Origin of the sequence: Roseateles sp., from assembly GCF_965229315.1 — a bacterium.
Lineage (GTDB): Bacteria > Pseudomonadota > Gammaproteobacteria > Burkholderiales > Burkholderiaceae_C > Pelomonas.
The window spans coordinates 609,675-630,649 of record NZ_CBDDJA010000001.1 but is presented as its reverse complement, the minus strand read 5'-3'; the positions used below and the strand labels follow the sequence as shown (position 1 = coordinate 630,649).

General features: G+C 67.3%; 20 protein-coding genes. 4 read left to right on the top strand and 16 right to left on the bottom strand.

What is annotated here, in order from left to right; genetic code table 11:
• Nucleotides 1–4: 4 nt before the first annotated feature.
• Both ACO07H_RS02925 and ACO07H_RS02920 read right to left on the bottom strand, forming a co-directional pair.
• Nucleotides 5–1,285 (bottom strand): M20 metallopeptidase family protein, encoded by a 1,281-nt coding sequence (locus ACO07H_RS02925; RefSeq protein WP_422010937.1) that lies wholly within the window; start codon nucleotides 1,283–1,285, stop codon nucleotides 5–7.
• A gap of 129 nt (nucleotides 1,286–1,414) precedes the next feature.
• A complete protein-coding gene (locus ACO07H_RS02920; RefSeq protein ID WP_422010935.1) occupies nucleotides 1,415–1,867 on the bottom strand; it encodes a ferritin-like domain-containing protein in 453 nt (150 codons plus the stop codon).
• A gap of 162 nt (nucleotides 1,868–2,029) precedes the next feature.
• Here ACO07H_RS02920 and ACO07H_RS02915 point away from each other — a divergent pair, with 162 nt between their 5' ends.
• Both ACO07H_RS02915 and ACO07H_RS02910 read left to right on the top strand, forming a co-directional pair.
• Nucleotides 2,030–2,836, top strand: a complete 807-nt coding sequence (locus ACO07H_RS02915; protein ID WP_422010933.1) for a CDP-diacylglycerol diphosphatase — start codon at nucleotides 2,030–2,032, stop codon at nucleotides 2,834–2,836.
• Nucleotides 2,837–3,092: 256 nt separating this feature from the next.
• Nucleotides 3,093–3,674: a PEP-CTERM sorting domain-containing protein gene (locus ACO07H_RS02910; protein ID WP_422010931.1), complete on the top strand. Its 582-nt coding sequence runs from the start codon at nucleotides 3,093–3,095 to the stop codon at nucleotides 3,672–3,674.
• 71 nt (nucleotides 3,675–3,745) lie between these two features.
• Here ACO07H_RS02910 and ACO07H_RS02905 read toward each other — a convergent pair whose 3' ends face one another.
• From ACO07H_RS02905 to ribA, 8 genes are all read right to left on the bottom strand, one after another.
• Nucleotides 3,746–4,432 (bottom strand): PEP-CTERM sorting domain-containing protein, encoded by a 687-nt coding sequence (locus ACO07H_RS02905; RefSeq protein ID WP_422010929.1) that lies wholly within the window; start codon nucleotides 4,430–4,432, stop codon nucleotides 3,746–3,748.
• 133 nt (nucleotides 4,433–4,565) lie between these two features.
• The gene (locus ACO07H_RS02900; RefSeq protein WP_422010927.1) at nucleotides 4,566–5,861 is read right to left on the bottom strand and encodes a nitrate/sulfonate/bicarbonate ABC transporter ATP-binding protein; all 1,296 of its coding nucleotides are present in this window, start codon (nucleotides 5,859–5,861) and stop codon (nucleotides 4,566–4,568) included.
• A gap of 123 nt (nucleotides 5,862–5,984) precedes the next feature.
• Complete coding sequence (locus ACO07H_RS02895) at nucleotides 5,985–7,712, bottom strand: ABC transporter permease (RefSeq protein WP_422010925.1); 1,728 nt, start codon at nucleotides 7,710–7,712, stop codon at nucleotides 5,985–5,987.
• 298 nt (nucleotides 7,713–8,010) lie between these two features.
• Nucleotides 8,011–8,478, bottom strand: a complete 468-nt coding sequence (locus ACO07H_RS02890) for a transposase (RefSeq protein WP_422010923.1) — start codon at nucleotides 8,476–8,478, stop codon at nucleotides 8,011–8,013.
• Nucleotides 8,471–8,782, bottom strand: a complete 312-nt coding sequence (locus tag ACO07H_RS02885) for a hypothetical protein (protein ID WP_422010921.1) — start codon at nucleotides 8,780–8,782, stop codon at nucleotides 8,471–8,473. Before ACO07H_RS02885 ends, ACO07H_RS02890 begins: the two co-directional genes overlap by 8 nt.
• A 19-nt stretch (nucleotides 8,783–8,801) precedes the next feature.
• Nucleotides 8,802–9,758 (bottom strand): toll/interleukin-1 receptor domain-containing protein, encoded by a 957-nt coding sequence (locus ACO07H_RS02880; protein ID WP_422010919.1) that lies wholly within the window; start codon nucleotides 9,756–9,758, stop codon nucleotides 8,802–8,804.
• Nucleotides 9,759–9,886: 128 nt separating this feature from the next.
• Entirely contained in the window at nucleotides 9,887–10,597 is a 711-nt protein-coding gene (locus ACO07H_RS02875; protein ID WP_422010917.1) for a hypothetical protein, read from the bottom strand.
• A 410-nt stretch (nucleotides 10,598–11,007) separates the two neighbouring features.
• Complete coding sequence (gene ribA / locus ACO07H_RS02870) at nucleotides 11,008–11,622, bottom strand: GTP cyclohydrolase II (protein ID WP_422010915.1); 615 nt, start codon at nucleotides 11,620–11,622, stop codon at nucleotides 11,008–11,010.
• A gap of 85 nt (nucleotides 11,623–11,707) precedes the next feature.
• Here ribA and ACO07H_RS02865 point away from each other — a divergent pair, with 85 nt between their 5' ends.
• Nucleotides 11,708–12,403 (top strand): dienelactone hydrolase family protein, encoded by a 696-nt coding sequence (locus tag ACO07H_RS02865; protein ID WP_422010913.1) that lies wholly within the window; start codon nucleotides 11,708–11,710, stop codon nucleotides 12,401–12,403.
• Between the two features lie 10 nt (nucleotides 12,404–12,413).
• Here the strand turns inward: ACO07H_RS02865 and ACO07H_RS02860 are convergent, their stop codons facing one another.
• From ACO07H_RS02860 to ACO07H_RS02835, 6 genes are all read right to left on the bottom strand, one after another.
• Entirely contained in the window at nucleotides 12,414–13,007 is a 594-nt protein-coding gene (locus ACO07H_RS02860; RefSeq protein WP_422010911.1) for a PAS domain-containing protein, read from the bottom strand.
• 289 nt (nucleotides 13,008–13,296) lie between these two features.
• Nucleotides 13,297–13,488 carry a hypothetical protein gene (locus ACO07H_RS02855; RefSeq protein WP_422010909.1) on the bottom strand — a complete coding sequence of 64 codons (192 nt, stop codon included), beginning with the start codon at nucleotides 13,486–13,488 and terminating at the stop codon, nucleotides 13,297–13,299.
• Entirely contained in the window at nucleotides 13,485–14,642 is a 1,158-nt protein-coding gene (locus ACO07H_RS02850; protein ID WP_422010907.1) for a hypothetical protein, read from the bottom strand. The genes ACO07H_RS02855 and ACO07H_RS02850 overlap by 4 nt, the downstream gene beginning before the upstream one ends.
• A gap of 49 nt (nucleotides 14,643–14,691) precedes the next feature.
• Nucleotides 14,692–15,411: a hypothetical protein gene (locus tag ACO07H_RS02845; RefSeq protein ID WP_422010905.1), complete on the bottom strand. Its 720-nt coding sequence runs from the start codon at nucleotides 15,409–15,411 to the stop codon at nucleotides 14,692–14,694.
• A gap of 30 nt (nucleotides 15,412–15,441) precedes the next feature.
• Nucleotides 15,442–16,365 carry a DUF6602 domain-containing protein gene (locus ACO07H_RS02840; RefSeq protein ID WP_422010903.1) on the bottom strand — a complete coding sequence of 308 codons (924 nt, stop codon included), beginning with the start codon at nucleotides 16,363–16,365 and terminating at the stop codon, nucleotides 15,442–15,444.
• 462 nt (nucleotides 16,366–16,827) lie between these two features.
• Entirely contained in the window at nucleotides 16,828–17,292 is a 465-nt protein-coding gene (locus tag ACO07H_RS02835) for an Lrp/AsnC ligand binding domain-containing protein (protein ID WP_422010901.1), read from the bottom strand.
• Between the two features lie 113 nt (nucleotides 17,293–17,405).
• On the opposite strand from ACO07H_RS02835, the gene putA reads away from it, so the two are divergent.
• The gene (gene putA, locus ACO07H_RS02830) at nucleotides 17,406–20,963 is read left to right on the top strand and encodes a bifunctional proline dehydrogenase/L-glutamate gamma-semialdehyde dehydrogenase PutA (RefSeq protein WP_422010899.1); all 3,558 of its coding nucleotides are present in this window, start codon (nucleotides 17,406–17,408) and stop codon (nucleotides 20,961–20,963) included.
• The last annotated feature ends 12 nt before the right edge of the window (nucleotides 20,964–20,975 follow it).

Sequence of the window (20,975 nt, the reverse complement as noted above, 5' to 3'; positions counted from 1 at the left end):
CGGCTCAGGGGCCGAGGCGGCTTGCGATCAAGGTCGCGAAGGTCTTCACGCCGGTCCGCATGCTCTCCTCGTCGACGGCGAAGTTGGGCGTGTGGTTCATCGCGGTGATGCCCTTGTCGGCATTGCTGCCGCCGAGGAAGAAGTACACGCCCGGCACGCGCTGCTGGAAGTAGGCGAAGTCGTCGTTGAAGAACGGCCCCTGACCGTGGGCGAGCTGCACCGCGTCGGCGCCGAAGGCCTGGCGGATCGTCTGCATGGCCGAGCGCGTCAGGGCCGGGTCGTTGAGCACCGTCGGGTTCTGCTGGATGAAGTCCACGGACAGCAGCTGGCCGCCATGGCCGCTCGCTTCGACGACCTGGGTCACGCGCGGGATGATGCTGGCGAGCCGGGCCGCGTCCGTCTCGTACAGGTCGGCCTCCAGGTTCACCGTGCCCGCGCCCGTGCGCGTCGGCTGCAGCCGGTCGACGATCAGGTAGTCCTGGAAGGCCGTGGTCGCCGATGTCAGGCCGACGCCCGGCTCGGCGATGCGCTGGATCTCCCACGGCCTGGCCTGTGGCCGGCTGCGCGCCAGCGCGCCTTGCACCTGCCCGGCGAGCTGCTCGATCTCGGCGGCCGTCAGGCCGTCCTTCAGCGCGATGCGGATGCGCCGTTGGTAGGCGAACATCTCGCCGTGCCGCACGACGATCTGGCCGACCGGCAGTGCCGTCACATGCACGCCGTAGATCTCGTCGATGGGCAGCGCGGTGAGCAGGCCGCGGTCCAGCATGGCCTTGGCGCCGCGGAAGGTCTCTTCCTCGGGCTGGAAGATGAAGACGGCGTTGCCATGCAGCTGGTCGCGGTGCTGGGCGAGGACCTCGGCGATGCCCAGTGCGATGGCGATGTGGGTGTCGTGCCCGCAGCCGTGATGGACGCCGGGCGTCTGCGAGCGGAACGGCGTGGCGTCGACGAGGTAGGTCTGCAGTGCGTCGAGCTCGGCCCGCCAGGCGATGGTGCGGCCCGCATGGGCGCCACGCAGGACGCCCACCACGCTGTGTCCGTACAGGCCGATCTGCACCTCCAGCCCCAGCGTGCGCAGCCGCGCGGCCACCGTGGCCGCGGTGCGTGCCTCCTGGCCGGCGAGTTCTGGGTGGGCATGCAGGTCGCGCCGCAGCGCCACCAGCGGCCCGTGGGCGCGGTCGGTCTGCAACGCGATGGCCTGGGCCGTGACGGCGTGTTCGGGGGGCGTCTGGCCCGCTGCATACAGCGGGACGAGGATGGCGAGAAGCAGCGCAGCGAGTCGGATCATGGGGCGGGGTTTTCGGGGAACCGCTGCAGTGTGGCGCATGCCGCGCCCGCGCCACAACGGCTCGTCCACCCAAGCTGCCGGTTCTTCTCACCCGGTCGCACCGCGCCCTGCGCGGTGCGTGGCCCGGCGTCAGGCCGGCAGCGCGTCGCGCAAGGCCTTGACCTGGTCGTGGTTGGCCTGGGCACCCTGCATCTGGCGTTCGATCAGCGTGCGGGCTTCGGGCGTCAGGTCGGCCTTCAGCGCCTTGCGGTAGCGGCCCAGGGCGGCGTCCTCGCCGCGCTCGGCTTCGTCGAGGATGCGGCGGTCGGAATCCGGCGTCAGCGCATCCTTCACGCTGATCCAGCCGCGGTGCAGCGCACCCAACGCCGTGCCGTGCTCGGCGGGCTTGCCGCCCAGCCGCAGCACCAGCGCGTTCAGCTCTGCCACGGCCGTGCGGCAGTCAGCGGCGCGGCGCTGCAGCGTCGTCTTCAGGTTTGCGGCCTGCACGCGCTCGGCGCACTGCGTGAAACCATATTCGCCGTCCCTGGCGTTCTCGATGAGGTCGTTCAGGGCGTCGATGGAGGCTTCGGTCTGCGTGGTCATAAAAACTCCTTGGCTGGGGGGCGAACCACCTGTCCGCCCGGTGCAGCCATGGTGGCCGCCCGCTGCCGGCGTCGGCGCAGGAGCCCGTCAACTGGGCAGGTAGGAGAAGACGCTGCCTGTGCGGCGCGCGGCGCGCCCGGAACACTCGCTACATTCGACCCCATGCGCCCGACCTTTTTCGCAGCAGCGCTGCTCCACCTTGCCACGCTGTCCGGCCCGGCGCTGGCCGACCGCGACGCGCTCTGGCACATCATCGACGCCCGCTGCGTGCCCGCGGCGACGGCCGCTGCCGAGCTGCCGCCGCCCTGCGCTCGCGTGGATCGCGCCGAGGGCTGGGCGACGATGAAGGACCGCCGCGGCGTGCTGCAGTACCTGCTGCTGCCCACGGCCAGGATCAGCGGCATCGAGAGCCCCGCCTTGCTGGAGGCCGGCACGCCCAACTACTTCGCCCAGTCCTGGCGCTCGCGCGACCTGCTGGACCGCCTGCGCGGTCAGCCGCTGCCGCGCGAGGCCGTGTCGCTGGCGCTGAATCCCGTCCGCCGCCGCAGCCAGGACCAGCTGCACATCCACATCTCCTGCGTGCGGCCGGAGCTGCTGGCCAAGCTGTCGGCGGACGAAGCCGACCTCTCGCCGACGTCCTGGACGCCGCTGCGTGGCGGCTGGCTGAACCATGCCTGGTTCGTGAAGCGCGTGGATGGCGAGACGCTGGACGGCGTCAACCCCATCGCCGACGTGGCCGCCCACCTGCCGGGCGCGGCCGAGGACATGGGAGGCATCGGCGTCAGCGTCGTGGCCATGACGTTCAAGGGCGGCCAGCCCGGCTTCGTGCTGATGGCCACCCGCTGGAACCCCGACGACCGCAGCAGCGGCTCGGCCGAGCACGACGTGCAGGACCACGACTGCGCCATCCTCAGCGGCAGCAAGACGTCGAAGGTCACCGAGGCGCAGACCTCCGGCGCCGAAGACTGAGCGCGGCAGCGTTCAACCGTCCGGTTAGGGGATGACGCCGGCCGCAGCGCTTCGTGCTGCTGTCCCAGCGCGTGTGCCGGTAGCGCGCCAGGCTGCCGCGCCAACTGCGGTGACACCCCGCGGATGAGGGGTGCGGGGCCGCCAGGGTCCGGGCATCCCCCTAATGCGCTTGTCACACGTCACCGCCTACATTCGCCGCAACCCACCTGTCCAGAAGCTGATCGCTGGCCGGGGTCCAACCATCGGAGGAAATCCCGTGCAGCTCTCCACCCTGTCTTCGTCGCTGGCCGCCATCGCGCTGTCCACGCTGGCCATGTCCGCGCACGCCGGCTTCTACACCTACACCGGCGACACCACGGGCGGCCCGACCTTCAACCGTCCGGACATCGACTACGCCGACTACCCGTTCCAGGAGGTGCCGTCCGGCCTGAGCGGCGACGCCACCGACGTGGCGTACCACGCGTTCACATTCACGGTGGGCGTGAGCGGCATCTACACCTTCCTGACGCAGTCCGACGACGTCAACTACGACACCTTCGTCATCCTCTACAGCGGCACGTTCAACCCCGCCGATGCGCTGACCAACGCCGTCGCGGCCAGCGATGACGCCGTGTTCCCCAACACCTCCGGCCTGGTCTTCAGCCTGGTGGCGGGCAACAGCTACACCTACGTCGTGACCGGCTACGACAACGACCAGTTCGGTGCCTTCAGCACGACCATCAGCGGCCCGGGCGCCATCGCCGCCGTGCCGGAACCCGCCACCTTCGGCCTGATGGGCCTGGGCGTTGCCGGCCTCGCCGCGTTCGCCCGCCGCCGCCGTGTAGCGCTGAACGACTGACCCCGCCGGGTTCGACACCGCAACAGCAGAAGGGGCCGCGAGGCCCCTTCTTTCGTTGACGAGCGTGGCGATCAGCGGCGGCGCCGCGCCGCCGCACCCAGGCCCGCCAGGCCCAGCGCCATCAGGCCGAAGGTGGCCGGCTCGGGCACCGGCGACAGGAAGCTGGTGGTGATGGCCGCGCCGCGCACGTTCTCGTAGGCGAAGCCGTTCAGCGTGATGGCGTAGTCCGCGCCGACCGTGATGTCGGCGAAGCCGTAGAACACGTCGCTGGCCGAGGCGCCGCTGGCGTCGCGGATGGTCAGGCCCAGGAAGCCGCGGCCCGGCGCGAAGTTGCCGAACGCCGGCCCGATGTCGGCGTAGCCGGCGCCGGGGCTCTGGTAGCCGGTGCCCGGGCCGATGCTGGCGCCCACGCCGAAGGCGGCCGGGTTCAGGTTGCCGGCCGAGGCGTAGATGACGCCGTTGCCGCGCGAGAAGAAGCCCTGCGTGAAGATCAGCGCCTCGGGTGTGGGCTGCGAGGCGTCCAGCAGCAGGAAGAACTGGCCGTCCGCGAACAGCGTGCTCGGGAAGTAGTAGTCGCGCGTCTCGGCGTAGCCGGTCAGCAGGTTGAACCACACGCCGGTGCCGTCGCTGTTGCCGCCGCCGGGGTTGGGCGCGGTCGTCAACGGGGTGGCGAGCGGGGTGTAGACGACGGCGGCGGACGCGGCGGCGCAGGCGCCCATCAGCGCAGCGCAGGTGAGGCCGGACAACAGGGCACGCATGGAATTCCTTTCGAGGCGACAGCAACAACGACGGCCGAGTCTGCCAGTGCCCTGGCCAGCGGCATCGCGGGGAACCCGCAAAACGCCGGCTGACCCTCCGCGAATGCGGGGGGTGCGGCAATGGCGGGGCCGCTCAGCCGCCGTCCGATTCGGGCAGGTGGATCAGGCCCGTGTGGTAGTCGTACTCGAACACCTCGCCATAGCGCGCCCACTCGATGGCCACGCGCAGCACGCGTTCGGCCTCCGCGGCGTCCATGCTGTCCATCAGCAGCTTCAGGAAGGGCTCTTCCTTCAACTCGCCGTCGGCCTCCTGCTCCAGGCTGTGGCGGATGAACGCGGCCAGCGGCACGTGCGCCAGCAGCTGCTGGCCGAAGATCTCGCGGCGGAACTCGTGGCTGCCGGTCACGTAGCGCTCGCCCAGCGGCGTGACGAACAGGTCGCCGCCGCTGAGCTGGGCCAGGCCCAGGCGGTGCAGCGCGCCGGCCAGCGGCAGCAGCTCCTCGTCGGTGAGTTCGCTCTCCTCGGCGAGCTGCGGCAGGTCGGCGCGGCCCGCGAACTGCTCGTCCGTCAGCAGCTCCAGCAGGCTTTCCATGCGGCCCACGTCGGCCTCGGGCAGGCGGTCGGACAGGTGCGGCTTGGCGGCCTCCTCGGCGGCGCCGGCCACCGGGGCCGCGCTGGTCATCAGCCGGTAGACCTCGTCGATGAGCAGCCGCACCTCGGGGCTGTCGGCACGGCGCGGGCGCGCCAGCGTGATGGGCAGTTCGGCGCGCACGCGGCCCGGGTTGCTGGCGAAGATCAGCACGCGGTCGGCCATCATGACGGCCTCCTCGATGTTGTGCGAGACGACCAGCATGGCCTGCGTGGGCATCTGGCCGCCGTCCCACAGCGTCAGGATCTCGTTGCGCAGCCGCTCGCCGGTCAGCACGTCCAGCGCCGAGAAGGCCTCGTCCATCAGCAGCACGGCCGGCTGCATGACCAGCGCCCGGGCGATGCCCACGCGCTGGCGCATGCCACCCGACAGCTCGCGCGGCAGCGCACCCTCGAAGCCCGCCAGGCCGATCAGCTCGATGGCGGCCTCGGCCCGCTGCGCGCGTTCGGCCGCGGGCAGGCCGGCGGCCTCCAGGCCCAGCTCGACGTTCTGCTGCACGGTCAGCCACGGGAACAGCGCAAAGCTCTGGAACACCATCGCGATGCCGTGCGCCGGCCCGAACAGCGGCTGGCCGCGGTAGCGCACGTCGCCCGTGTCCGCGGTGATGAGCCCGGCCATGATGCGCAGCAGCGTGCTCTTGCCCGAGCCGCTCTGGCCCAGCAGCGCGACGATCTCGCCCTTGGCCAGGTGGAAGTCCACACCCTCCAGCACCGAGCGCAGGCTGCCGTCGGCCGACTTGAAGCCCTTCGCCACATGCTTCAGTTCGATGAGTGATTCCATGTCAGTTCCCAGTCAATCCAGTCGTGGCGCAAATCGAGTCAAGACCCAGCGACTGCAGCGGAACCGGCTTGCCGGGCCGCTTGCAGTGCCCCTTGAGGGGCCGGCGAAGCCGGTAGGGGTGGTCTAGAAATGCATCCTCTCTTCGGCGATGCGGTACAGGCGCCGCCACACCCAGTGGTTCATCGCCATGACGAACACGCACATGACGCCGATGCCCAGGGCGATGCGCGGAAAGTCGCCGGCCGTGGTCATCTGCTGGATGTAGCTGCCCAGGCCCGCGGCCTGCACCTTGGTGTCGCCCCAGGTCACGTATTCGGCCACGATGCTGGCGTTCCAGGAGCCGCCGCTGGCGGTGATGGCGCCGGTGACGAAGCTCGGGAAGATGGCCGGCAGCAGGTAGCGCCGCCAGGCCAGCCAGCCCTTCAGGCCCAGGTTGCGCGCGGCCAGGCGCAGCTCGGTCGGGATGGTGGACGCACCGGCCACCACGTTGAAGAGGATGTACCACTGCGTGCCCAGGATGATGAGCGGCGACAGCCACACGTCCGGGTTCAGCCCGCCCTTGACGATGCCCACCACGGCCACCGGGAACACCAGGTTGGACGGGAAGGCCGCGAGGAACTGCGCCACCGCCTGCGTGCGCCCGGCGATGCGCGGGTTCAGGCCTATCCACACGCCGATGGGCACCCAGATCAGCGACGCCACGGCGATCAGCACCAGCACGCGCGCCAGCGTGTAAAAGCCCAGCTTGAATACGTGCGCCGCCTCGCCCCAGCCGACTTCGGTGTGGATGAAGCTCACCAGCCGCCAGACGGCGAACAGCACCAGCGCGGCGATCAGCGCGTCCCACGCACGCGCCCACAGCGGGTTGGGCGGCTGCGGCTTGGCGCGGATGGAGCGGCCGTCGTAGGTCTTCTTCAACGGCGCGAAGCTGGCCGTGATCCAGCGGGCGGGCCAGGCGCCGAGCTTTTGCAGCAGCTCGGTGCGGCGCAGCCAGGTCAGCAGCCACGACTGCGGCGCCTGCTCGCTGCTGGCGCCCTCGAAGCGGAACTTGTCGGCCCAGGCCAGCAGCGGGCGGAAGAACAGCTGGTCGTACAGCAGGATGCCGATCAGCATGCCCAGGATGGCCCAGCCGATGGCGCCCAGGTCGCGCGCCTCGATGGCCACGGCGATGTAGGAGCCCACGCCCGGCAGCTTGATGTCCTGGCCGGCCACCGAGATGGCTTCCGACGCGACGACGAAGAACCAGCCGCCGGACATGCTCATCATCATGTTCCACAGCAGGTTGGGCATCGCGAACGGCAGCTCCAGCCGCCAGAACTTCTGCCAGCCCGACAGCTGGAAGATGCGCGCCGCCTCCTGCAGCTCGCCCGGCACCGTGCGCAGCGACTGGTACAGGCTGAAGGCCATGTTCCAGGCCTGCGACGTGAAGATCGCGAACAGCGCCGCCATCTCCACGCCCAGCAGGTTGCCCTGGAACAGCGCGATGAAGGGCGCCACGGCGATGGCCTGGAAGCCGAGGATGGGGATGGACTGCAGGATGTCCAGCAGCGGCACCAGCACCTTCTCGGCCGCCCGCACCTTGGCCGCCAGCACGGCGAACACGCAGGCGAACACCACCGACGCGGCCAGCGCGATGAACATGCGCAGCGTGGTGCGCAGCAGGTAGTAGGGCAGCCAGGCCGGGTCCAGCGTCAGCGGCAGCGCCTCGCCGACGTGGAAGGGCCGGGCCATCTGCGTCGCGGCCATCGCGAGCAGCACCAGCACGGCCAGCACGAGCGGCAGCAAGGCCCAGTCCCAGCGATTGACGCCGGCCTCGACGGTGGAGCGGGTGAAGAAACGGCGGTCTGACATGGCGATTCGCAAGCAACCGCGCAGCCTAGGGGGCCGATGTCTCAGGACCGTGACGGGCGCTGTCCGCGGGCTTGCGCCCGCCTTGCCGGGAGACATTTAAGTGCTGAGCTGATGGGTTCGCTAAGTTATTGATTTCCCTAGAGAACCTTGTAACTTAGAAAACTGCGCCGACAAAGGGTTCTGCGCTGCGTGAAGTTAACCGTGCCTGACGGCCAGACAAATAGTTCTGCGCTGCAGCTTACGCGAGCGACAAATAGTTCTGCGCCACGTGCCTTGCCGGCCGCCGTCAGCGCGCCTTCTAAGCCTCGCGCATCCTTCGTACGGCTTCAACGATTTGAACTAGCCTACCGGTGCTTCGCCAGCTGTATGCGAGCTGGTACGCGGCCTTCTCTAGTGGTGTCCCGTACCAGCGGTGGTTCCAGGGCTGCCCGGCGAGCTCTCGCTGCAGGATGACGTCGACTGACTCGCGCAGGTCGTACTTTCTATTTTTGTGATGGCTGAGTCCAAGCTCGCGAAGGCCGTCCCACTCCTCATCGGACAGAGGCTGGTAGCTCGAAATCGCGTCGTCGTGGGAAAAAACTGCACGGGGTCCCAGGTCGCTGATATCCGTGTTCCGGGCCAATATGACGCGCACGACGGTGTCCCACTTTCCGCTCCGGCGCCAGGACGCGAGCTGGCGGAGGGCGGTGGAGAAGGTGCCGACCTTATAGGCTACGTCGCGCCACGGGATGCCCGTACAGAGCTTGGCAAGGATGCCATCAAGCACGTCCCTTTCGTCGTACTTCGTTCTTCGCTTTGAGCGCAGGGTTGTGGCACACCCAGATGCCGTTGGATGCGCTCTTTCGCTCGGCGCTGCTCATCGCCGGGTCGTAGCGCGGTCCGCCTTTGGCAGCCGCTGTGATGTGCGCTGCAACGCCGATGTTCGAACTCTTCTCCGGCGCGAGCGTGAGCACCGGTCCCGTTGTCACGACCATGCAGTCAGGGTTCGAGCAGACACCCGACACCTGCCGGTAGAGGGTCTCGATGACGTCTCGCTTGAAGTCGTCGCGTGGCGGTGCGGACTTGGGCATGGACCTTGGTGGCGACGGGCTACTGGGCGTTCTTGATGAAGAGCTCCCAAAGGAACTCGGCCGCACCCTCAGGCGACAACCGCTTCTCGCGGCCACCGCCAAATGACATCCCCATAGTCGTCAAGAAGAGCGACTGCTCGTCCGTATGCACGTTCAGCAGTTCGTTGAATGAGCCGTGCTGGGCCGAGGCACCGTGCGAGAACGCGATGCCGTTGTCGCGGCTGAAGCCGTCCACACGCACGGAGCACTCGGCAATCTTCTTGCCGCCCCGGTACAGCACCGCCGACATGCGCCTTGAGTCGACGCGTTCGAAGTGACCCTTGATGTCAGGGTTGCGTTCACCCACAGCTTGAACTGACCCGTCGAAGAACTTGCAGACGTACTCGAAGGTCGAGCGGAGAAACTCGTCGCGGTCCTGCTCGGTGAACTCCTTCTTCAGGCGCAGGTTGCTCGACCGGGGCAGGGAGGCGGCGGGACTGGGCGCCGCTGTGCGTTGGGCGACCGGAGCGGCGGCGGCTCCGGAGGCCGGCCCGCTGGCGCCAGCGGCTTCGACCGCCTTGCGAATTTGCTTGGCGACGTCTGCCAGCGCTTCGTCGCGGTCGGGCCACGAGGTCACTGGCTTGCCGTCACGTGGCGCGGCCATGAGCTTGCCGAACGGTGCAACGTGCCAGTCACAGTGGCGCAGGATGACCGGGATGACGCGCGCCTCTTTGGCGTCGTGTCGCTCCATCGCCCGCTGCATCTCCCGCGAGTAGCAGTACGTGGAGCTGAGGAAGTCCGAGCTGACAAGCAGCAGGATGATGTCCGCGGTTTCGAGCTTCTCGAAGATGCTGTCGTCAACGTCGCTGCCGGCAACGATTCTGCGGTCATACCAGGCGTCAATCAGGCCCTGGTTCTTCAGCATGGCCAGGTGGGTCTCAAGCTGGTCCCGCAGACCTTCGTCTTTGTGGCTGTACGAGAAGAAAACGCTGGCCATTTCCTACCTTCAAGTCTTTGTGGACTCGATTCTCGCGTAGGCCTCTGCCCGCAACAGGCAGTTGTCCACAGGCGCTGGAGCCAGCCATGGCCGCCAGGCGGCTCTTGGCGCTGCAAACGCGTGCGCGGTCAGACCTTGAAATGTTGAAGGGGCACAACGTCGAGGACGTCGCTCGGCGGGACGCTTGCGTCTAAGCAGGCCTCTGACTCCATCTCGAACGCGTCCGGATTGATGCGACGGTGGAGATAGTTGAGAGCACACCAAGCCATGTCGCAGTAGGTGCGAATTTGGGTGCCTCGCAGTGCTACTTCCACGACGACGGGCTTCCCCAGCGTCTTCAGCTTCGCCAACGCGGAGGAGTCTTCTTCCAGTGGCATGTGTATGGCCTCGCCGCCGTAGGCCTTGAAGAACCATTCAGTTCCGCGCGAGGTGGTGAGCTTGCGTGTGAGGCATGACCAGACCTTTCCCTCCCGTGACTGAACCTGGCCGGCGCGAAAGTACTCTGCCCATCGCGTCTGCATGTATGACCGCTCCTCGGGCGTGAAGTGGTGTCCCATCGTCCGCAGGAACTCGTCCTGATGTGCTGTCAGATTTGTTGCACGTAGCCCATGGCGCTTGAAGTAGCCTGGCTCTGGCTCTCTGGTGCAGTGGTAGGCGTGGATGCGCTGCCCGCGCAGGTGGCCAGCCAGCGCGTCTGCGATGGAGCCAAGTGGGCCGCCACGTATCAGGCTTTCGGTGTCTCGAGTTCCGCGCATCAGGCCGCCGTAGGCCTGGAGGGCGTCACGTAGCGGAGCGGGAATCGACTCTGGGCTCTCGAGCTTGAGGGGCGTGATGCGCATGCTTGGGTTCGGAAGCTTGTGACAGCCGCCAGCCCCATGCGTTCTAGCGCAGGACTCAATGTCTGGCGGAACGGCTGCTCGCAGAACTCTTTGTTCGCGACATTCGTTAAGCCATTGATTTATATGCGCTAGGGGCTCGGCCGTTACAAGTCTGGTCAACCTTTCGCGCCCGATGTCTCGGCAGGCGAGGCGATGAGCGGGCGAAGGCAGCGTTCAGGGTGGCAGCGTGCGCGGCTGCGGAGGCTCGGCAATCTATCGTGAAATCAAGGACTTGCGGAGGTCGGCGCAGAACTATTTGTCTGACGCTCACGAGAGCATCCAGTCTCAGCGCAGAACTATTTGTCCGAAGATGTCCGGCGCAGAACTAGTTGTCTGGGCGCAGAACTCAAAAGTCTGCCGGCAGCCTGTCGTCATTCGAACAGGTGTCCCAGGTCGTGGTGGCCCATCGATTCGGCCTTGGTGCGCAGGTATTTCTCGTTCTCGGGGCCGGGTCGCGTCAGCGAGGCCTCGCGCTCGGCCACCTCGATGCCGAACTCTGCCAGCGCCGCCATCTTCAGCGGGTTGTTGGTCAGCAGCCGGATGCGCGTGACGCCGAGTGCCCGCAGCATGCAGGCGGCGGCGTCGTAGCGGCGCGCGTCGATGGGCAGGCCCAGCTGCGCATTGGCCTCGATGGTGTCGGCGCCGGCGTCCTGCTCGGCATAGGCGCGCAGCTTCTGCACCAGGCCGATGCCGCGGCCCTCATGCCCGCGCATGTAGACAATGGCGCCGCGGCCCTGGGCGGCGATGCGCTTCATCGCGCTTTCGAGCTGAGGGCGGCAGTCGCAGCGCAGCGAACCGAACACCTCACCCGTCATGCATTCGGAGTGCACGCGCACCAGCGGCGGCTCATCGCCGGGCTGGCCGGGCAGGTCGCCCATGCTCAGCACCACGTGCTCCTGGCCGCTGTCCCTCTCGCGAAAGCCGTGGATGGCGAACTCGCCGTAAGGCGTGGGCAGGCGGGTGGAAACGATGCGTTCGATGTTCATGGGCAGGGCCATTGTCCCCCCGCACGGGAAAACCCGGGCGGATGCGGCAGGATAGGCTGTTGGTCTCGTCATCCGGAGCTTTTCCATGTCCCGTAACGTCCAGTTCCAGCGCCCCGATGGCGCCGCCGTGTCCGGCCACCTCGCCGAAGCCGCTCGGCCGCTCGGTGCGGTCGTCGTCATCCAGGAGTGGTGGGGCCTGAACGACCAGATCCGCGGCGTCGCCCAGCGCTTCGCCGACGCCGGTTTCACGGCGCTGGTGCCCGACCTGTACCGGGGCAAGAGCACCGTCGAGGCCGAGGAGGCCCACCACCTGATGACGGACCTGAACTTCGCCGACGCCGCCTCGCAGGACGTGCGCGGCGCGGTGAACCACCTCAAGGGCCTGAAGCTGGGCAGCGGCAAGGTGGGCGTCACCGGCTATTGCATGGGCGGCGCGCTGACGGTGCTGGCGTCCACGCTGGTGCCCGAGGCCGACGCGGCGGTCGTCTGGTACGGCATGCCGCCGCTGGAATACGTGGACGCCAGCAAGATCAACATCCCGTTGCAGGCCCACTGGGCCACGCAGGACGAGTTCTTCCCGATCAGCGGCGTGGACGCCCTGGAAGCCAAGTTTGCCGAGGTCGGCGTGCGCTACGAAGGCCACCGCTACCTGGCCCACCACGCCTTCGCCAACGAGACGGCGCAGGGGCCGGGCCGCATCCCGCAGACGCAGTACGACGCGGCCTGGGCGCAGCAGGCGTGGGACCGGACGATGCGGTTCCTCGGGCAGGCGCTGGGCTGACCGCGGCGGGTTACGTGCGCGCGGCGCGCTGTCCTTCCAGCTGAGCCGCCGAGGCCTGCAGCAGGTCTTCCACCAAGTCGAGCACCCAGGCCTGCTCCAACGTGAATCGCGCGGCGTCCGCACCGGCGGCGCCTGCCAGCAGCACGTGAAACGGGAAGGCCAGCGGCACCCCTGCCATTGCGCCCCGCGGCCCGCCGGCCAAGCCGGCCTGCGGCGTGAATGGGCGCTCGGTCAGGTCGATCATCGTGCCGACCATGCGCAGCGTCCGCCCTTCGTCGTTGCGCTCGATGATCCGGCCGCGGGAATGGACGAGGCGATAGCCCGATCCATTGCTGCGCAGGCGGAACCGGGCTTCGTAAGTCGGCTGTGCGCCCTGTGCATGCTCATCCATGGCGCCCAGCATGGCTTCCAGGTCCTGGGGATGGACGCGGCAGCGCCAGAAGTGCGTGCTGTCGGACAGCTGGGGCTCGGGAAATCCCAGGCGCTGCTTCCATGTCGGCGAGTGTTGAACGGTCTCCAGCTCGGGGCGGAGATCCCAGAGCCCGAGTTCGCCGGTTGCCACAGCCTGTCGCCAATCCACGGCTGGTTGATGCCCCATGTCCATGCGCAACATTGTGTATCTGACGGCAGGGCTGGTTCGAGACAAACATGTTGTTGTCCAGAGAGGCGACACAACTTGTTGATTTAAAAAGACTTTCATGAATGCTCGAATAGAGCGTTGGCCAAATAGTTGTTAACCGGCTCATAAATGATCTGCCAATAAGTCGTTGTCTGGCCTGCTTCGGGCCGCCCCTGCTAGAAAGCGCGGACCTGAAATCGGGCGTGCGCTAAACCTTCAGCCTGCCACCGCAGGCGGCCCGAGAGTCGTCCCCATCAACGCCCAGGGCCGTCTTTCACGGCCCGCCGATGAGCCCCCACAACATCTTCCAGAGCGGGGCAGTCGTTGCTCCTCCGGCGACGAGGATCAGGGCGATCACAACCGTCCTCACGTCTCGGGACATCAGGGCCAGCCGGCGCTCGCGGTCGTCCGTGAACGCGACGTAAGGGCTATGCGCGTTGTCCTTCACAGGCTTGCGGGTGGTCATGCTGCCTCCTTCCCCGGTTTAGGGCGTGGCAGTGCCGTCGGCGTGAAGCCGAGCCCGACAAGCTTGGCCAGGATTGCAGCCTCCTGGGCGGGATACCGCTGCACAGGCGTAGCCGGACCTAGCGTCGGCGCGGGGACTTCCGGACCGGCGCGCGAAGCGTCGGCAAGCGCGTGCACGTCCCGGCCGAAGACCAGGCAATCGTCAGTGACGGTCACCATGCTGGGCGCTTCAGTCGGGAGGCGCCATCGCTCGAAGCTGCACATCTGGCCGCCGAAGGCTTCGTTCGGCTCCCAGTCCTCAAAATGGCGCCATTCGGCTCTGCGAAAGAGGGCTAGCGTCTTGCAGGCTTGCATCGGAAGCGTTGGAAAACTTCCGACCGGGATGTCTATCGGCTCATCTTGGGGCCGCGTTGGCTTCATCGTGGCTGCCCGGGCGCACCGTGCGAAGACCCGAATCTCCCCGCGGCCGCCAGCCCTGAGGAAGTCGTTGATAGAAACCCTGGACCCGGCGTGCAAGCTCGCCAACTCGGACGCCTCTGCCAAGCCAACGTAGTCGGTGTCGCTGAGCCTGCTCGCAGTCCACTCGGTAGATGGCTGCAGGCGTTCAAACAAGCCAAGGGAGTAGGTGACCTCCTTTGGCGCGTCCGCTACGGTCGTCTGACCCATGGCCTCAGGCTTGAAGTTCCGCGCCTGGTCCATGGTCACGCCGTCGAGTGCGCGCAGTTGCTCGTCGACCTCGTCCATGCCCTTCTTCACGTCAGCCAGCAACTTGCGTCGGAGGTCGTAGTCAGACGGGGTGGCTCCCGGCATCAGTTCGATCTTCCGTTGCTCGTCCTCCAGCTCGTCGCGCTTCGCGTAAAGCTCGAAGCAATAGGTGTTGTATGCCTCTAAGGCCGGATCATGTTGCGCGTCATGCTGGTGGGCAGCTTCACGGCGCTGGCTGGCGCTGAGCGAATCCCACGGCAACGGGGAGAGGCGTTCGGAGATGAACTTCGCGACGTCGGCTGGGAGTTCATCGACGCACTTCTCTGCGTAGCGCTCGACCACCGGCAGCAGCGCCTGGTATCCCGTGGACGCCTTCTCAGCCGCCGTCTGGGGCGCTGGCCTGTCAAAACGAAACGGCACCATCCTGGCCGGCACGGGCTCGCCGTTCAAGGTGAGTTGGCCGGGCGCTTACTAAGCAAAGCGCTCTGCTCTGCCGCTCCTAGGAAATGGGTTTCTGGATGACGCCCGTCCTGCTGCTGACGTACTCCATGGCGGCGTGCTCCTTCGGTATCTCCGGGAAGGTGTGGAACAGGAGACGCACGAGGTTCTCTTTGCTCGCCGCCGCTTGAAGGAACTGGCCCGCGAACTGGTCTGCAGCTTCGAAGATGCCATGTTCGACGGCAAAGGCACGTACGTTTTCAGCTTGGCGGGAGCCAGGCAGGACATGCCGCAGGAAGGTGCAGTGCATGGAGATGGCCAAGCGCAGTTCCGCCAGCGGAATGTCGGAAAGCCCGTCGCAGACATCCTGCAGGACGGCTTCCCAGTGCTCGCGGCGTTCGGGATGGTGTTGCAACTCCCAGGGCACGATGACGATGTGCTCGATGGCGTTGTCAAGGGCGCCAATGGCGTCCGGCGAGATGGCTGGGATGCCCCATGGTGTTGCCGCGGCTGCGAGCTTCGGAACGCCGTCGACGTGGAAGCGCTTCAGATGGAGCAACTCATGCCGTACGGCGCCGTCGGGGAAGTACCCGTTGGTCGGCGCGAAGATGATGTTGCGGCGGTCCTCGATGACGACTGCCAGGTTGCCTTGACCGAGTGGACCGCCCCGGTTGAGCCCTTGGTCTGGGATGACCTGGATGGTGATGCCAGCGCGTTGCTCGACCTCAAGGACGAAGTTCCGGACGGGTGCGTTGAGGCGGTCGAGGTACTCGGGCTGCATGTCCTGGACACGGCGGCGTATGGAAGGTCGTTATGAAACCTTTGTCCGTGGTTTAGCGGCGAGAGCGAATCGGGCTGGCCATGCTTGTGCATCCTTTAGCAGTACGACTCTGTGAAGTGCGAAGCGTCTTGCTGCGTCGCTAACGAACTCGGAAGCAGGACGTAGGTTGCCGCCGAACATGGTTGCGGCATTCAACAAGGTGAAGTAGAGCCACATTAAGACTCGTCCCCGACCGAGGGAATCGCCATTCTCTGGTCCACATAGGCAAGCTAGACCGGGATTTCTATGTTCATCGAACCCTACGGCCGGCGCGTCAGACATTTCCATGAACTGCTTCATCTGCGCCTCACGAGTGACGATGCAAGCTCGGTCCAGAAGAACCACGTAGGTTGGCGCCTTGCTCAGATTTGCGTCATACCACTTGCGAAGCTCTGCGAGCTTAAGCGTCTCTGAGGTTGCGAAAAACAAGACTGTGACCAGCTCCGGCAGTCGTGCACCGCTTGAAGCTCGACGGGAAACAAGCTGCTTCTTCATCTCGCGAACGCTCTTCTCGATTGCGTGCACTTGATCCAACTGGGCCGAGAGATTTCCCACAGCAGACTTGACTTCAATTGCAGCCAAACAGCTAGTGAACGGCCCATAGATGCAGCCGTTGTCGACGGTCATCATCGTGTGGTTGTCCTGGCTGCTCAGGAGCATTGCGTCGATTTGGGGTGTGCAGTTCGAGTCAACGTCGTACAGGTAGCCGGTCTGAACTTCGATGCCAGACGGCATTCGCGACCCGAGAAGTTCGCGAAGTCGCTCTTCAAGCGGTCCGCCAGAGTCACGAATGTTTTTCGTGGCGTGTAAGAGCTTTCCACGCGCCACGGCCTCCAGTAGCGACAGTGCTTCTGCCTCAAACAATCGCGGCAGGTCAATGTGCCCAGGAGGCTTTTTTTCTGAGTTCTTGGCCATTGGCAGAAGTTGAGCGGTGACCAAAAGAGCTTGCCATAGTCTCGTTTTCGTAGTCCTCGTACTAACTAAGGTGAAACGCCACTTCGTTGGTTCAAGCAGTTAAGAACATATTGGCCGAAGGCAAAAAATGGCGGAGCCGCCGTTAGAACGAAGCGACTCAATTCGCGCATAGGTTATTGATTTTATTGAGGCTGCGTCAGTGACGCCGCCCGAAGCTGTTTCGGCAAGGTGCTTCGGGGCCAATGCACGCGGCTCGCAGAGCGAATGCTTCTGGCATCCCCTCATAAATGAGCAGTCCTAGTTTTCATAGGAGAGAAGGACTTTTTGGCCCTGGGGGCGAGCGCTTTTCCGATTTTTGGATAAGAACTATTTGTCAGATTTGGCGGAATTCGATCTGGACAAGAACTATTTGGCTCAGACAAGAACTCTTTTGTCACAAACCAGGGCGCCGCCGGGAAGGGGTCAAAACGGCAGCGCCGTCGTCGACTTCACTTCCTCCATCACCGCATACGTGCGCGTCTCCCGCACGCCCGGCAGCGTCCAGATGACGCTGCCGATGAACTCGCGGTAGGCGCCCATGTCGCGCACGCGGGTCTTCAGCAGGTAGTCGAAGCCGCCGGCCACCAGGTGGCACTCCAGGATCTCGGGCCGGGCCTGGACGGCGCCCTTGAAGGTGTCCATCACGTCCTGCACCGTGCGGTCCAGGTGCACCTCGATGAAGACCAGCATGGCCACGCCCAGCTTGTCGGGGTTCAGCCGCGCCTCGTAGCCCAGGATGAACCCGTCGCGCGTCAGCCGCTTCACGCGCTCCAGCACGGCCGTGGGCGACAGGTGGACGGTCTCGGCCAGCTTGAGGTTGGAAATGCGCCCATCGGCCTGCAGCACGCGCAGGATGCGTTCGTCGATCTTGTCCAGGGCATCGCTCATTGGATTTTTGTTGGTGCAACCATCGATTGTTGGAATTTAATCCAAGAGCGTCATCGATAAAGTGCCCTATCTCACCAAGAGGCGTCACCCGCAGACGTCACCAGGAGTTCGCCATGTCCACGCCCTTCGCCGCCCCGCCCGAATCGCCCCGCCTGCCCGACCCTTACCGGGCCGAGAGCGGCGTCGTGCAAGGCCTTGCCGAACGCGTGGGGGCCGCGCTGGACTGGCCCGGCGTCATCGCCATGGCCGGCCCCTGGGTGGCGCAGGTGCGCAAGAACCCGGCGCCGTTCTGGGCCATGGAGTCGCTGCTGCGCGAGTACCCCATCACCAGCGCAGAGGGCTTGGCGCTGATGCGGCTGGCCGAGGCGCTGCTGCGCGTGCCCGACGCGCCCACCGCCATCGCGCTGACGGCCGACCAGCTCGGGCGCGCGGACTTCGATGGTGCCAGCGCTGGCAGCCCGCACAAGATGCTGGCCGCGCTGTCGGCCTCGGCCATTTCGATGTCCAAGCGCTTCCTGCCCGGCGCGGACAACGAAGGCGGCGTCCTCAAGCGCCTGGGCGCGCAGACCGTGGTGGCGGCCACCGTGCGCGCCATCCAGCTGCTGGGCCGCCAGTTCGTGCTGGGCCGCAACATCAACGAGGCCATGAGCGAGGCCGATGACGCCCGCAAGGCGCAGAAGCAACTGCGCTTCAGCTACGACATGCTGGGCGAAGGCGCGCGCACGGAAGATGACGCGCGCCGCTACCAGGCCGCCTACGTGGGCGCCATCCAGGCCATCGCCGCCGGCCAGCGCGCCGACGGCCCGGAAGCCTCCGACGGCATCTCCATCAAGCTCAGCGCGCTGTTCAGCCGCTACGAGGTGCTGCAGCGCGACCGCGTGTTCGCCGTGCTGCTGCCGCGCGTGTGGCAGCTCATCGAGCTGGCCGCCGCGGCCAACATCAACCTGACCATCGACGCCGAGGAGGTGGACCGCCTGGAGCTGTCGCTGGACGTGCTGGACACACTGGCCGGCCACATCGCCAAGGCCCACCCGCAATGGCGCGGTTTCGGTCTGGCCGTGCAGGCCTACCAGACCCGCGCGCTCGCCGTCATCGACGAAGTGGCATCAATAGCCCGCAAGCATGGTCTGCGCTTCATGGTGCGGCTGGTGAAGGGCGCCTACTGGGACGGCGAGATCAAGCGCGCGCAGGAGCTGGGCCTGGCCGCGTACCCGGTGTTCACGCACAAGCAGCACACCGACGTCTCCTACCTGGCCTGCGCCCGCGCGCTGATCCAGCATGCCGACGTCATCTACCCGCAGTTCGCGACGCACAACGCCGGCACCATCGCCGCCATCGTGCAGATGGCCCGCGCCACCGGCGCCGCCTTCGAGATGCAGCGGCTGCACGGCATGGGCGAGGGCGTCTACCGCGAGGTGCTGAAGGACGGCAGCATCCCCTGCCGCGTCTACGCGCCCGTGGGCGAGCACCGCGACCTGCTGGCCTACCTCGTGCGCCGGCTGCTGGAGAACGGCGCGAACTCGTCGTTCGTGCACCAGTTGGCCGACCCGACCGTGCAGGTGCCCGAGCTGCTGGGCTCGCCGCTGGCCGACCTCCGTGCCGCCAGCGCGCTGCCGCTGCCGCCGGACCTCTACCTGGACGACCAAGGCCGCGGCCGTGCCAACTCCACCGGCGCCGACCTGACCGCGCTCAGCGCACGCGCGCCGCTGCAGGCCGCGTTGGACACGACGCCGGTGCATGCCGTGCCCGAGGCCACCGCCGCCGAGGTGGACGCCACGATGGCTCGCCTGCAGGCCGGCTTTGCCGCGTGGAACGGCACGCCCGTCGCGCAGCGCGCCGCCATCCTGCGCCGCGCCGGCGACGCGTTGGATGCCCGCCTGCCCGAGTTCTGCGCGCTGCTCGTCAAGGAGGCGTTCAAGACCCAGGCCGACTGCGTGGCCGAGGTGCGCGAGGCCGTGGACTTCCTGCGCTACTACGCCGACCAGGCGCAAGCCGAACCGGCCCTCATGCAGGGCCGCGGCGTGTTCGTCTGCATCAGCCCGTGGAACTTCCCGCTCGCGATCTTCGCGGGCCAGGTCGTCGCCGCGCTGGTGGCCGGCAACACCGTGGCCGCCAAGCCCGCCGAGCAGACGCCCTACGTGGCGCTGAAGCTGGTCGAGCTGCTGCACGAGGCCGGTGTGCCCGCCGACGCGCTCGCGCTGCTGCACGGCCCGGGCGAGACGGTGGGCGCGGGCCTGGTGGCCCATGCGCACACGGCCGGCGTCTGCTTCACCGGCTCCACGGCCGTCGCGCAGATCATCCACAAGGCGCTGGCCGCGAAGCCGAATTCGCCCATCCCGTTGATCGCCGAGACCGGCGGCCTGAACGCGATGGTGGTGGACTCCACCGCGCTGCCCGAGCAGGTCATCGACGCCGTCGTGCAGAGCGCCTTCCGCTCCGCCGGCCAGCGCTGCTCGGCGCTGCGCCTGCTGTGCGTGCAGTCCAGCATCGCCGACGGCGTCGTCGAGATGCTCAAGGGCGCGCTGGCGCAACTGCACGTGGGCCTGCCCGCCAACCTGGCGACCGACGTGGGCCCCGTCATCGACGACGAAGCCCATGCCCACATCACGAAGCACGTCGAGCGCCTGAAGCGCGAGGCCCGCCTCATCGGCGAGGCGCCGGTGGCCGAGCCCATGCCGCGCCAGATCCGCCCCATCGCCTTCGAGCTGGACCGCGTGGACCAGCTCGGCGACGAGATCTTCGGCCCCGTGCTGCACGTCGTGCGCTTCGATGAATCCGTGGACCAAGTCATCGCCGACATCAACGCGCTGGGCTACGGCCTGACGCTGGGCATCCAGACCCGCATCGACAGCCGGGCCCAGCGCCTGGCGGACGAGGCCCGCATCGGCAACGTCTACGTGAACCGCAACATCATCGGCGCCGTGGTGGGCGTGCAGCCGTTCGGCGGCGAAGGCCTGTCCGGCACCGGCCCCAAGGCCGGCGGCCCGGCCTACCTGCGCCGCTTCGTCGCCGAGCCGCGCCTGGACGCGCCGGCCCCGGCGCTGCTGCTGGAGGGCGCCGCCGCCGCATTGCCGGTCGCGGCCGACGCCGCCTGGCGCGACACGCCGCTGGCCGAGCGCATCGCCACGCTGCGCCGCGCGGCAGACACGCTGGACGCGCCCACGGCCATCGCGCTGCGCAGCCTGTTCACGGCGGCGCAGGCCCAGTTCGCCGACCAGGTGCTGCCCGGCCCGACCGGCGAGAGCAACACGCTGCGCCACCACGCGCGCGGCGTCTTCCTCGTGCTGGGCCGCGCCGAGACGGGGCTGGCCGCGGCCGTCAGCGCGCTGCTGGCCGGCAACAGCGTCGTCTGGCTGGGCGGCGCGGAGCAGTCCCGCCAGGCACTGCTGCAGGCCGGCCTGCCGGCCAACGCGCTGACGCTGCTGCCCGACGCGGCGCTGTCCGGCCTGCTGGCCGCGCCGCAGCTCGCGGGCGTCGCGCTGGCCTCGTCGGATGCCCAGGCCGCGCATCGCCTGGCCCAGGCACTGGCCGCCCGCCGCGGTGCCATCCTGCCGCTGGTCACGGCGGCTGGCCATGTGCGCCAGCTCTACCGCTTCACGGCGGAGCAGACGCTGACGGTCAACACGGCGGCGGCCGGTGGCAATGCAGCGCTGCTGGCCGGCATGCACTGACGGCCGCAGCCG